This is a genomic window from Clostridium sp. ZBS15 (assembly GCF_023845705.1).
GTDB lineage: Bacteria > Bacillota > Clostridia > Clostridiales > Clostridiaceae > Clostridium > Clostridium aquiflavi.
In genome coordinates this window covers 123272-137180 of record NZ_JAMQHY010000035.1, presented here as the reverse complement: position 1 = coordinate 137180, position 13909 = coordinate 123272, and the positions used below count along the sequence as shown (strand labels likewise).

At 25.2% G+C, this 13909-nt stretch carries 13 protein-coding genes and 1 riboswitch; of the genes, 12 read left to right on the top strand and 1 reads right to left on the bottom strand.

Going from position 1 to position 13909, the window contains the following annotated elements; genetic code table 11:
- Nucleotides 1-97: 97 nt before the first annotated feature.
- Nucleotides 98-877, bottom strand: a complete 780-nt coding sequence (locus NG904_RS10805) for a DeoR/GlpR family DNA-binding transcription regulator (RefSeq protein ID WP_252214835.1) — start codon at nucleotides 875-877, stop codon at nucleotides 98-100.
- A gap of 293 nt (nucleotides 878-1170) precedes the next feature.
- Between NG904_RS10805 and deoC the strand changes: the two genes are divergently transcribed.
- The 12 genes from deoC to NG904_RS10750 all read left to right on the top strand — a co-directional run bounded on the left by deoC (nucleotide 1171) and on the right by NG904_RS10750 (nucleotide 13829).
- Nucleotides 1171-1836: a deoxyribose-phosphate aldolase gene (gene deoC, locus NG904_RS10800; RefSeq protein WP_252231618.1), complete on the top strand. Its 666-nt coding sequence runs from the start codon at nucleotides 1171-1173 to the stop codon at nucleotides 1834-1836.
- 354 nt (nucleotides 1837-2190) lie between these two features.
- Nucleotides 2191-3492 carry a pyrimidine-nucleoside phosphorylase gene (locus NG904_RS10795; RefSeq protein ID WP_252231617.1) on the top strand — a complete coding sequence of 434 codons (1302 nt, stop codon included), beginning with the start codon at nucleotides 2191-2193 and terminating at the stop codon, nucleotides 3490-3492.
- Nucleotides 3493-3872: 380 nt separating this feature from the next.
- Nucleotides 3873-5516 carry a hydroxylamine reductase gene (gene hcp / locus NG904_RS10790; protein WP_252231616.1) on the top strand — a complete coding sequence of 548 codons (1644 nt, stop codon included), beginning with the start codon at nucleotides 3873-3875 and terminating at the stop codon, nucleotides 5514-5516.
- Nucleotides 5517-5655: 139 nt separating this feature from the next.
- Nucleotides 5656-6414 carry a viral A-type inclusion protein gene (locus tag NG904_RS10785; protein WP_252231615.1) on the top strand — a complete coding sequence of 253 codons (759 nt, stop codon included), beginning with the start codon at nucleotides 5656-5658 and terminating at the stop codon, nucleotides 6412-6414.
- Between the two features lie 203 nt (nucleotides 6415-6617).
- Nucleotides 6618-7289 carry a YczE/YyaS/YitT family protein gene (locus NG904_RS10780; RefSeq protein ID WP_252214849.1) on the top strand — a complete coding sequence of 224 codons (672 nt, stop codon included), beginning with the start codon at nucleotides 6618-6620 and terminating at the stop codon, nucleotides 7287-7289.
- 255 nt (nucleotides 7290-7544) lie between these two features.
- Nucleotides 7545-8105: an accessory gene regulator B family protein gene (locus NG904_RS10775; protein ID WP_252231614.1), complete on the top strand. Its 561-nt coding sequence runs from the start codon at nucleotides 7545-7547 to the stop codon at nucleotides 8103-8105.
- Between the two features lie 40 nt (nucleotides 8106-8145).
- Nucleotides 8146-8268: a hypothetical protein gene (locus tag NG904_RS17305; protein WP_286674338.1), complete on the top strand. Its 123-nt coding sequence runs from the start codon at nucleotides 8146-8148 to the stop codon at nucleotides 8266-8268.
- 30 nt (nucleotides 8269-8298) lie between these two features.
- Nucleotides 8299-9552 (top strand): ATP-binding protein, encoded by a 1254-nt coding sequence (locus NG904_RS10770; RefSeq protein ID WP_252231677.1) that lies wholly within the window; start codon nucleotides 8299-8301, stop codon nucleotides 9550-9552.
- A gap of 99 nt (nucleotides 9553-9651) precedes the next feature.
- Nucleotides 9652-10881 (top strand): ATP-binding protein, encoded by a 1230-nt coding sequence (locus NG904_RS10765; RefSeq protein ID WP_252231613.1) that lies wholly within the window; start codon nucleotides 9652-9654, stop codon nucleotides 10879-10881.
- 162 nt (nucleotides 10882-11043) lie between these two features.
- Nucleotides 11044-11152, top strand: a riboswitch (SAM riboswitch).
- A 193-nt stretch (nucleotides 11153-11345) separates the two neighbouring features.
- Complete coding sequence (locus NG904_RS10760; protein ID WP_252231612.1) at nucleotides 11346-12311, top strand: methionine ABC transporter ATP-binding protein; 966 nt, start codon at nucleotides 11346-11348, stop codon at nucleotides 12309-12311.
- Complete coding sequence (locus tag NG904_RS10755) at nucleotides 12311-12949, top strand: methionine ABC transporter permease (protein WP_252231611.1); 639 nt, start codon at nucleotides 12311-12313, stop codon at nucleotides 12947-12949. The genes NG904_RS10760 and NG904_RS10755 overlap by 1 nt, the downstream gene beginning before the upstream one ends.
- Before the next feature lie 49 nt (nucleotides 12950-12998).
- Nucleotides 12999-13829, top strand: a complete 831-nt coding sequence (locus NG904_RS10750; RefSeq protein WP_252231610.1) for a MetQ/NlpA family ABC transporter substrate-binding protein — start codon at nucleotides 12999-13001, stop codon at nucleotides 13827-13829.
- Nucleotides 13830-13909 lie beyond the last annotated feature (80 nt).

Below are 13909 nucleotides of genomic sequence, written 5' to 3'. Positions count from 1 at the left end.
AATTGAACTTAGGAATGCTAAAATGAGTTATTAAAAGAATTATATTTTTTTAACAACTCATTTTTATATTTTAAATTATTAATTAACTTTAAGATAATTATGCAATAATCACTTGTATTTCTAGATCTTCAAGGAGAGTACGCCATTTATCAGAAATACCTTGATCTGTAATTACAATATCAAATTCTTGAAGATCTGAAAAATAAGAAGATTTAACAGATTCAAATTTATCAGAATCAACTAATAATATTTTTTCCACAGATGAACTTATAATAGCTCTTTTAGTTGCCACTTCATAGTTGTTAGAACATGTAACCCCTAAGCTTTCGTGAACTCCAGCAGCAGATACAAAAACTTTAGTAGCTCTCATATTTTCAATAAGAGAAATTCCCTCAGGACTTTCAAACATTTGAGTGTTTTCGTGAAAATATCCACCAGAAAATATTAATTCAATGTTTTTTTTATTTTTCAAAGCACTTAAAATATTTATACTATAAAATAATGCCGTTAGTTTTATATCATCACTAATATTTTGTGCTAATTTTTCTGTAGTTGTACCAGCATCTATTATGATAATATCATCATCTTGAATTAACTTTGCAGCAGCTTTACCAATTTTAATTTTCTCATTCTCCCTTTTTATGGTCTCATCTGTAATATCATAATTATTATTTAGTTTTTCAATACTATTTAAAGGATTGTATATTGTTGCCCCATACACATTACTAACGATATTATTTGATTTTAAAAGATTTAAGTCTCGTCGAATTGTCATTTCAGAAACTCCTAAAGTAGATGCTAAATCTTTAATTGAAGCACCATTTTTTTCTTTTAAAATTTCTATAATTCTATTAGCACGCTGTAGTTTTTTATTCATTATTAATCACCTTATTCTATTTTTTAGTGAACAATTTTATATTTCAATACTGCTTAAAAACAGTTTATATAATTAAACGCTTATTGTTTATATTCTAACATTATTTAAAAAATAATACAAAAAAATAAATAAATTTCATTGAAAGTACTTATAATAACTATATAATCAATTACTTAAAGTTAAAAATGTTCTAACTTTAACATTTTATGTTGACAATACAACATTTGAGGGATAAAATAAAGCCATAGAAGAAAGTTTATATTAAAAGAAACAAAGAAATGAGGATGTAATTTATGAATAATGCAGAAATTTTAAAACATGTTGACCATACTTTATTAAAGCCAGTAGCAACTTGGGATGATATAAAAAAAATATGTGATGAATCAATAGAATATAATACAGCATCAATATGTATTCCAGCTTGTTATATATCTCGTATACATGAAACATATGGGGACAAGGTTAATATATGTACAGTAGTAGGTTTCCCTTTAGGATATTCTTCAACAGAAGGTAAAATAGCAGAAACAAAACAAGCTTTAGCTGATGGAGCAAATGAAATAGATATGGTAATTAACATTTCAGATGTTAAAAACAAAGAATACGATAAAGTTACAGCAGAAATAAGAGCTTTAAAAGAAGTTGTTGGAGATAAAATATTAAAAGTTATAATTGAAACTTGCTATTTAACAGAAGAAGAAAAAATAGCTATGTGCAAAGCTGTAACAGAAGCAGGAGCTGATTATATAAAGACATCTACTGGCTTTGGAACAGGTGGAGCAACACTTGAAGATATAAAATTGTTCAAAAAACATATTGGACCAAATGTTAAGATTAAAGCTGCTGGTGGAGTAAGCACAGTAGAAGATCTTAATATGTTTATAAATGAAGGCTGTGATAGACTTGGAACAAGTAGAGCAGTAGGTCTTTTAAAAGGTGAAGAAACACAAGGATATTAATTCAATTAATAATTGAAAATTGACAATGGACAATTAATATAAAAAATAGAGTATATGTTTTTATAAATATATGATGTTTAAGAACTAGATGGTTACTATGTAATATTTAATTGTCCTTGTCTACTATTATTTTCAAATAAACTAATGACATATAATATTATTTCAGAAAACGTTTGCTAAAATGAATCGGAAAAAAGAACAAAGAAGAATTATAAAATATAAGATTGACCATTGATAATAGAAAATAAAGCAAAAAATAGCCAAGTGGTTATAGTAAATATAATTATTTAATTAAGCAGATTTTTGTAATTATCTATTATGAGTTGTTAACTGAAATAAAGGGAGGATGCAAATATGCGTTTTGTAGATATTATCAATAAGAAAAGAGAAAAAAAAGAACTGACTAATGAAGAAATTCAATTTTGGATCGATGGTGTAGTAAATGGATCTATCCCAGATTATCAAACAAGCTCTTTATTAATGGCTATAGTATTAAATGGAATGAACGAAAGAGAAACATCTTATTTAGCAAAATCTATGATGCATAGTGGAGATGTAATAGATTTAACTTCTATAAAGGGAATTAAAGCGGATAAACATTCAACAGGTGGTGTTGGGGATAAAACATCTATGGCACTTGGGCCAATGGTGGCTGCTTGTGGACTTAAAGTAGCTAAGATGTCAGGAAGAGGTCTTGGACATACAGGTGGAACATTAGATAAGTTAGAATCTATTGAAGGATTTAACTGTTTTTTAACAGAAGAAGATTTTATAAATCAAGTAAAAGATATTGGTGTAGCTATAATAGGACAAACAGGAGATTTAGTTCCTGCAGATAAAAAACTATATGCATTAAGAGATGTTACTGGAACTGTAAATGCAATTCCTTTAATAGCTTCTTCTATAATGTCTAAAAAATTAGCATCTGGATCTGATACTATACTTTTAGATGTAAAGTATGGAGAAGGGGCATTTATGCATACTATTGAGGATGCTACAAACTTAGCACAAGCTATGATTTCAATAGGTAATAGTCTTGGAAGAAATACTATGGCTATGATTACAGATATGAACCAACCTTTAGGTAATACAATAGGTAATTCATTAGAAATAATAGAAGCTATTGAAACTTTAAAAGGAACTGGTCCAAAAGACTTTACTGAGCTTTGTATGCAAGCAGGAGAAATCATGTTAATGCAAGGAAAGCTTGCTAAAGATAAAGATGAAGCAAGAGCAATGCTAAAAGAAGGTATTGAATCAGGAAGAGCCTTTGAAAAATTTAAAGATATGGTTAAAGCGCAAGGTGGTAATGTAAAAATGATAGAAGATACAACATTACTTCCAAAATCTAAATTCATTACAGAAATAAAATGTGAAAAGAATGGATATGTTGAAACACTTCATTCTGAACAATTAGGAATTTTAGCTATGCATTTAGGTGCTGGTAGAGCTACTAAGGAAGATGAAATTAATCATGGTGTTGGTCTTATACTTAACTGTAAAAAAGGTGATAAGGTAAGTGTAGGATATACAATTTGCTATGTGCATCATGACAATGAATTAAAGAAAGAATGGATAGAAGAATTACATGAAGCATTTTTAATAAGTGATAATCATATAGAAGCTTCTCCACTTATTGAAAAAATATTAAAATAGTATGTTATGTTTTAATTTTTGGTTAATACTATAATAGAAAATATATTTTAAATATCGACCACTCCTATATATAAATAAATATAAGAGACTTTAATTATGTTTAATAGTTAAAGTCTCTTATTTGTTTGATCAGTTTTATAAAATAGAAATATAAAGTAGAATTTAATGATGAAATAAAGAATAGTATTTGCTAGTTAAATTTTGTGAGTTTTATTTAAATATAAAAATAATTGTAACAATTGTTACGGAGCATTTTCATAATTCAAGATAAAATCTAATCATACCAAATAAAAAATATGGCTCTGTTTTAAATATGTATTGATATATGCATATATCAATATTCTACTAAAACATAGCTAAAGATAAAAGGAGAATTTATTATGGAAAATAAAATGTTCTGTTTTCAATGTCAAGAAGCAGCGGGATGTACAGGCTGTACTATAAAGGGAGTGTGTGGAAAAACACCTGAACTTGCAAAACTTCAAGATTTATTAATATATACAACTAAAGGGTTAGCAGAAGTAGCAACTAGAGCTAGAGAAGAAAAAATAAAAGTATCAAGCAATATAAATCATATGGTAACAATGAATCTTTTTACAACTATAACAAATGCCAATTTTGATAATGAAATTTTTTATTTAAGAGTAAAAGAAACTATTGATTTAAAAGAAAAACTATTATCTAAATTAAATGATAAATCAAATCTAAGTGAAGCAGCTTCATTTGTATGCGAAACAAAAGAAGAAATGGAAGCAAAGGCACCTAAGATAGGAGTATTAGCTACTGAGAATGAAGATATAAGAAGTTTAAGAGAACTTATAATTTATGGATTAAAGGGATTATCAGCATATATGAAACATGCTAATGCATTAGGATATGATGATGAAAAAATTTCTGAGTTTATGCAAAAAGCTTTAGCAGCAGTGAATAATGATAATGTAAGTTTAGATGAATATATAGCTTTAACTTTAGAAACTGGAAAAGTAGGCGTAGATGGAATGGCTCTTTTAGATAAAGCTAATACAGAAAGCTATGGAAATCCTGAAATAACTAAAGTTAACATTGGAGTAGGAAAAAATCCAGGAATATTAGTGTCAGGCCATGATTTAAAAGATTTAGAACAATTATTAATTCAAACAGAAGGTACAGGTGTAGATGTATATACTCATTCTGAAATGTTACCAGCTCATTATTATCCACATTTAAAGAAATACGATCATTTAGTAGGTAACTATGGAAACGCATGGTGGAAGCAAAGAGAAGAATTTACAAGCTTTAATGGTCCAATTCTTATGACTACAAATTGCATAGTACCTCCAACTGACAAGGATGTATATAAAGATAAGATGTATACAACTGGTGCAGCAGGATTTGATGGATGTGTTCATATTACAGCAAACGAAAATGGAAAGAAAGATTTTTCAGCTATAATAGAACAAGCAAAGAAATGTGAAGCACCAACTGAAATAGAAAATGGAGAAATCGTTGGAGGTTTTGCACATGCTCAAGTATTAGCATTAGCTGATAAAATTGTTGAAGCAGTTAAAACTGGAGCTATAAAGAAGTTCTTTGTTATGGCAGGGTGTGATGGAAGACATAAATCAAGAGAATATTATACAGATTTTGCAAAAGCTCTTCCAAAAGATACTGTAATCTTAACAGCAGGATGTGCAAAATACAAATATAATAAATTAGAGCTTGGTGATATTGGAGGAATTCCTAGAGTATTAGATGCAGGTCAATGTAATGACTCATACTCATTAGCTGTAATTGCTTTAAAACTAAAAGAAGTGTTTGAATTAGAAGATATAAATGAATTACCTATAGCTTTTAATATAGCATGGTATGAACAAAAGGCAGTAATAGTATTATTATCATTATTACATTTAGGAATTAAAAACATTCATTTAGGACCAACTTTACCGGCGTTTTTATCAGAAAATGTAGCAAAGGTATTAGTAGATAACTTTGGAATTTGTGGAATTACAAACGTTGATGATGATTTAAAAATATTTTTAGACTAATATAATTTATTAAGAGTAGTTATATAGATATATTTCTATAATAACTACTCTTTTTATCAAATTACCATTCCCATAAAAAGTAAAATATGGTAAAATAAATATAAATATAAATTAAAATGATATTTAAGGGAGTGTAGTTATGATAAAACCTAGCTTTGGTAGAAAAAATAATGCAGAATTACAAACTAATAAAATGTTTGCTGAAGAAATTCAAAAAGAAAAGAATAATAATTGTGAATTAGAAGAAATTAAGAATCAAAATAATGATTTATCTATATTAAATGAAAATACTGTAAAATATATAATTGAAAACTTTCCAGATATGTCACTAAAAATAAAAGATAGTTTAATTAATTTAATAGATACTTTAGAAAATACAATAGATTATATAGAAGATGAATCTAGTAAAATAGTAAAGGAAGAAAGAAATTTCACTTTAAGCAAATCTTATAGAAAAATTTCTGTAGAAGTATATGATATGGTTAAGAATATACAAAATTATTCTAATTGGATAGAAGAAGAAAATTTAGTGAATAATAAAAAATCATCTAATATTGAAGCTGCTATGGATAAAATAGAAGATAAAAAAGAAAAGAAAGATGATGTTTTTATAAAAGATGAAGGAATGGAAATATATAGAGACTTCTCTTCAAAAAATCCTAATAGATTTAAATTACATGATAATATTATCAAAGTAGAAGATTGGGATGATTTACTTGTAAAAACAGCAGAAATATTAAATAAAAAATATAAAGAAAATAAAAAATTAAAACCTATACAAAATGATATAAAAATTGCCAATAAAAAATCTAATGAAAATACATTGAGAAATACTGTTATAGAGATGTTAAACGAATACAGAATAAATCTTGAAGATTTTAAAATTATAGTTCATTAACAAGAAATATTTAGTAATTTAATAAGATTTATTTCATGAATTAAAATGATTTTTTTTGAATGTTTTTGACAAACTTGATACGATAATGTAAAATAAAAATACTTTTTTATTTAAAGAATTTTTTATTTATGGTATTAATGTGAACGTTTGAGAATTATATGTAGTAATAAATTTAATAAAAATTAAAGAAAAGGATGAAAAACATGAACCAAAAAAAATTATTAATGAGATTAATTTTGTTTTTTTTAGGAATGGCAATAATACAATTTGGAGTAGGATTATCACTAGTAACAAATATAGGATCAGATTCATTCACTGTATTTACCCAAGGCTTATCAATATTGCTTAACACCACACCAGGAATAGCTAATATGTGTATACTTTTTGTATTAACTATAATAATAATTTTAATTGATAGAAAAAAGATAAACATTGGAACTTTCATTTGTCTTGTTGGAGTAGGACCTGTTATAGATTTATCTATAAGCATATTTTCAAGATTTAACATACAAGATTGTAGTATGTTTGTAAAAGCACTTATGATAGTTTTAGTAAACTTTATCATTGCAGTAGGTTTTTCAATACTTTCAGCAAGTGACTTAGGAGTTGCACCTAATGACATAGTACCATTTATTATACAGGATAAAACAAAATTTCAGTATAGATGGATTAGAATGACTTTAGATGGAATATACTTAGTAGTAGGATATTTATTAGGTGGTAAGGTATGGCTTGGAACTATAATAGCAATGTTAACTATAGGACCATTTATTCAATTATGTCTTCCATATGGTAAAAAGATTGTTGAAACTTTAATTGATAGCAAGAATGATATCGTTAAGCAAGAAAATATAGAAGAAGTAGAAATTCAATAATTAAAATTTTATTTGAGTTTGTTTTACAAAAAAGGTGAATTTATTTATATAAATTCACCTTTTTCTTGTCTATTACTTGATTCAATATGAAATTATGTAAAATTTGAACTTTATGTATTCGTATAATTATTTAAAGCATTTGTAATAAAAAACAAAAAAACTTGTGTAAATACTAAAAATCACGATTTTTATTGTAAAAATTGTAAATTAATAGTATAATGTAATAAAATATGAAGTATAAGAGATGTAGAAGAAATGATTAGAAATTTTATAGGAAATTTTGTACAAGGTATTTGTAATTATAATGGATATAGTGAAGAACAATGTGAGCAAATTCAATATACAATAACAGTATTATTTTTTGAATTTATAAAGTTAATGTCAATAATAATTATATTTTCATTAATTGGATACTGTAAAGAAAGTATTATAATAATAGGAATAATGAGTATAACAAAACCTTTTATAGGTGGATATCATGAAAATACTCAAGTAAGATGTTTTATAGCAACAATGCTTATAACTAGTAGTGTTATATTATTGAGTTTAAATTGTAAACTCAATTTTATAAGCAACTGTATTTTAATATTGATTAGTTTATTTTCAATATATAATACAGCACCAGTTTTAAATGATAAAATGCCAATTACGCGCCTCGAACTTATAAATAAAAATAGAATTCTAGGAATTTCTATTTCATCAATTTTAGCAATAAGCTCTATATTGCTATATAGATATAGCAATATTTATGAACTTATAACATGGACAATCTTATTTCAATCTATACTTATGTTTAACAAAAGAAAAAAGAAGTAAAGGGTATTAAATTATTATATATTTTAGGAGGATGATAATAATGAAAAGATTAATAGGAAAAATGTTAATGAAATTAACTGAAAAATTTATAATTATTACACCAGCATCAACATATTCAGTTGGAGTAGAAGATATGCCTGAATCAATGAAAAAAATGAGATAAAAGCTCTAAAAATAGGGGGAGCGTAATTTGGTGATAAATTTAGTAGATACATTAAATTCTATTTTACAAGCCATTATTTTTATATATGTAATAGATTATTGTATTGAAGATAATTATAAGAAAAATACAATTGAAAAGATAGTTGCAACTATAAGTGTATTTTTATTAATGTATATTTTAAATTATATGTTTGGGAATTTATCTATTTGTGCTTTTATTATACATGGATTAGAACTAATAGTTATTAGTGGAGTTTTATATAGAAAAAAAGTATACGATTCTCTAATTATATATACAATAATTTATTTTTTTATAGCACTTAATGTTAATATATTCGGAAATTTATTTTTTGGATTTTTAAAAAATTTCAAATCATTAAAAAATATAGATGCTTTAATGATTTGCATAATATATGTTCCACATTTTTTTATGGGATTTTTAATTTTAAAATATAAAGAAAAAATAAAAAAAATATATATGCAAATTTTATCAATAAACTCATCTATTATAACTGTAATTTTAATAAACTTTTCTTTAGATTTTATATTAGGTTTTTATTTGATTTTTTATAAAAATGAATCTGAGTTATTAAGGAATTTATTAAGCATAAGTTTGATGTTATTTCTAGGGATAATAATTCTTTATTTTATTAACATAGATATTAAATCACATAAAATATTAGAGTTAAATAAAAATCTATATGAAAAAAATGCTGAGCTTACAACAATTCAAGGAGGTTACGCAAAAGAAATTATATATATGCATGATCTTTATTGTATGAAAAGAATTGATAAAATTGGAGAAAAACTAAAAGATATAATTAATAAAAATAATGTAGAAGCTGATTTTAAATTAAATGAAAATAATACTTTAATTAATAATATAGTTAAAAAGATAAAGTTTGAGGATATTAATATAATAATAGAAGATGAAGGCAGCATTAATAATGCAAAGATAACAGAAATAGAACTTTATAGAATAATTTCTAACATAGTAAATAATGCGGTGAAGGCTATGGGGAAAACTGGAATTCTAATAATAAAAACTTATGATATAAAAGATTATGTAGTTATTATTATAGAAAATAATGGACCTAAAATTGAGGAAGAGAATATATGCAAGATATTTGAAGCAGGATTTACTACAAAAAATAATACTGAAAATAATCATGGGTATGGCTTAAGTATTGTAAAGGAATTAATAGAGAAATGCGGTGGAAATATAAATTTAAAAAGTAATGATATTTCTACAAAATTTGAAATCAAGTTACCTTTAAATGATTAATTGTAAATAATACATATTAAAATTAAAGTGTTGATATAATATCAACACTTTATTATTAGCTAAAATACTTTAAATTATTACATACAAAGGGGAAAAATAATGATTATAATGTTAGGAAGTGTGATAAATCTTTTTTTAGAATCTTTAGTTATACTAAACGTTATAAATTCTTGCGTAAAAAAAGATTGCCAAAAAAGCAAAAAAGAATTAGGCATAGTAATATTTTTGTTATTAACTATATCAGTAATAATTAATAATTTATATATAAATAATAATATTGGTATCGTTTATAATAGTGTTTTATATATTATTACAGTAGGAGTTTTATATAGAAATGATTTTAAAACAGCACAAATTATATGTAATAGCATTTATATATTAATGGTAATACTATCGCTAATAATTATTGGAGTATTTTATCCATATATAAAATTATTAAATTTAGAAAAAGCATATTTAATTAAAATAATGTATTTTATAGTATTTATGCTAAATTATATTTTTATGTATATATTGTTTAAATATAAAAAATACATAATTAGATTTTATAGATTTATGGTTAAAGATAAAATATTTATATCTTTAACAATGGCTATAAGTTTTATTGTTTACTATAGTATAATATTCAAAAACGGAATTATAGATTTTGCTAATCCATTATTAAAGAATATAATGATTATAAATTTATTTATATTTTTTATTGTAACCTCTATATATTTTAGTAGCATAAGAAAAGAAAGTGAACAAATAAATAAATTAAATAGTGAATTAGAAAAGAAAAATAATGATCTAAGAAAAATTAAACACGATCAAGGTGCAGAAATTTCTTATTTATATGGTTTGTATCTTATGAGTAAAGAAGAAAAACTAGGTCAAGCTTTAGAAAATATAATAGAAAATAATAATAAGGTAAAATCATCTATACAAATAAATGGAAATGAAAATAGATTTATTTCAAAGATATTAAAACCAATTATAGAGGAAGAAACTTGTATTATTATAGAGGATAATGCAGATAGAAACATGTTGGATATTTCTGAGAAAGATTTATATGTAATTTTAACTAATATAATTGAGTGTGTGGATGGAAACAGAGGCTTTATAAGAATACAAACTTATAATATTTTAGATAAATTAATAATTAACATAGAGTGTAATGTAAAAAATTTATCTAAAAAAAGAAGGCTTAGATTATTAAATAATGATATTAAAATAGACAATAAGAAGTTAGATTTAGCCGAAGAATTATTAGAAAAACATGAAGGAACACTTTATGTAAGTAATATGTTTTATTCAAGTGAATTTGAAATAACATTACCATTGGCTTAATGAAAATGTTAATTATATAAAAATACAATAGGCACTTATTTACTGTAATAGTTTACTTAAGAAGGGATAAAATATTTTTGTTAATTAATATAAAATAATATTGACAAATTAAAATTAGGAAATTATAATTTAAAACATAAATTAAAAATTAATATTTGTTATATCTTATCAAGAGTGGTGGAGGGACTGGCCCTATGAAACCCGGCAACCAAATGATTAATTATCATTTATGGTGCTAAATCCTGCAACTTATAGAGTTGATAGATGAGAGGGTAAATTTATTTAGTATATTAAGCGCTAGAGATTTATTCTCTGGCGCTTTTGTTATTATCTATAAAATTTATAACAAAGTTAAAATTTATGCATAATTTAATTTATAATTTAGTTTGCAAACAATGATCAATAAGTAAAAAGCAAAAAATACATTTTAATTTAGCAATAAAATGTGTAAAGGGGGGCTCTAAATGATAGAAGTTAGGAATTTAGAAAAAAAATTTGGGGAAATAAGCGTATTAAACAATATTTCAATAAACATAAAAGAAGGAGAGATTTATGGAATAATTGGACATAGTGGGGCAGGAAAATCTACATTACTTAGGTGTATAAATGGTCTTGAATCATATAATAAAGGTTCTTTAAAAATAATGGGAAATGATGTCTCTGATTTAAAAGACAAGGATTTAAGAAGTTTTAGAAGAAACTTGGGGATGATTTTTCAAAACTTTAATCTTATGCAAAGAAAAAATGTTTTTGATAATGTAGCTTTTCCATTAGAAATATGGGGATATGATAAAAATGATATTCAAACTAAAGTTATGGAACTTCTTAAATTAGTAGGTTTGGAAGAAAAAACAAAGAATAAGCCACCTGAATTAAGTGGAGGGCAAAAACAAAGAGTAGCTATTGCAAGAGCATTAGCACTAGATCCTAAAGTATTATTATGTGATGAAGCAACTTCAGCATTGGATCCTAAGACTACTAAAGATATATTATCATTACTTTTAAAAATAAATCAGGAACTTGGTATAACAATAGTTATTGTTACTCATCAAATGGAAGTGGTAAAAGAAGTTTGTGAAAGAGTTACATTGCTTGAAGGCGGAAATATAAAATCTCAAGGTAAATGTGAGGAATTATTTTTAAAACCTAAAACATCTTTAAAGAAGTTTCTTGGAGAAGATGATGAAAATATATTATCAACAACTGGAGTGAATATAAAAATATTTTTCTCTAATGACTCTTCAGAGAATGCTGTTATAACAAAGATGGCAAGAGAACTTAATATAGACTTTTCTATAATATCTGGAAAATTAGAAAAATTTAGAGATATGATTCTAGGAGGACTCGTTATAAATATAAATGAGTGTGACAAAGATAAAGTAATTGAATACTTAGAGAATAAGAAAGTTTTGCTGGAGGTGATTAAATAATGCAAGAAATTATAATAATAGCTTTAAAACAAACATTAATAATGGTCTTAGCATCTACAATATTTTCAGTTATATTAGGTTTTGTTCCAGCAATACTTCTTATTATTACTTCAGATGATGGCTTAAAACCAAATAAATTTATGTATTCTATTTTAGACTTTATAGTAAATACATTGAGAAGTTTTCCATTTGTGATATTAATGGTGATAATTATGCCCTTAACCAAGTTATTAGTTGGTAAATCTACTGGTACACTAGCTACTATAGTACCACTTACAATTGCGGCAGCACCTTTGGTTTCAAGAATTATAGAATCTGCATTAAGAGAAGTTGACAAAGGAGTAATAGAAGCAGCAAAGTCTTTCGGGGCTTCAAATTTTCAAATAATATTTAAAGTTATGTTAAAAGAAGCGATACCATCAATTGTATCTGGAATAACATTAGCTTTAATAAGTATTGTAGGTTATTCTGCTATGGCAGGAACACTTGGGGCAGGTGGACTTGGAGATGTAGCAATAAGATATGGATATCAAAGATTTGAAACAGACTTTATGATAATAACTTGTATAATATTAATTATATTCGTACAGCTTCTCCAATTTTTAGGGAATTATTTTTATGGAAAATTATCAAATTAAATTTTTAGATTAGTTATAAAATAAGCAATAATTTAAGGGGGAAAAATATATGAAAAAGAAATCTATATTATCAACAATATTAGCGGGAGTACTTATATTTAGTTTAGCAGGATGTGGAAGTACAAATAATGGGGTAGAGAGTTACAATAAAGATGATAAAACAATAAAAATAGGTGTTACACCTATACCACACAAGGAAATAGCAGAAATAGCAAAGTCTATACTTGAAAAGGAAGGATATAAGCTTGAAATAGTTGAGTTTACTGATTATGTTCAGCCTAATACAGCATTAGCTGAAGGGGATTTAGATGCTAATTATTTTCAGCATATTCCGTATTTAAATGAACAAAATGAATCAAAAGGATTAAATTTAGTTTATACAGCAGCAATTCATTTAGAACCAATGGGGCTATATTCAAATAAGATAAAGAGTTTAGATGAATTAGCTAATGGAGCTACAATAGCAATACCTAATGATCCATCAAATGAAGCAAGAGCATTAAAATTATTAGCTTCAAAAGGAATTATAAAAGTATCAGATGGTGAATTAATTACACCAAAGGATATAACAGAAAATAATAAAAACTTAAAGTTTAATGAATTAGAAGCAGCAAGCATACCAAGGGTATTAGATGATTCTGAAGCATCTGTAATAAATGGAAACTATGCAATATCAGCAGGATTTGATCCATTATCAGATGCAATAATAAGTGAAGATAAGAATTCTGAAGCAGCGAAACCTTATGCAAATATAATTGTTGTTAAAAAAGGTGATGAAGAAAAAGAAAAAATCAAAGCATTAACTGCAGCATTCACTTCACCAGAAGTAAAGGAATTTATAGAAAAAGAATATAATGGTGCAGTTATACCAGTATTTTAATTGTTATACTATGTTTAAAATAAGTGTTTATATATGCATAAGCAAAGTGGACTGAGTAATTGAACTTAGGAATACTAAAA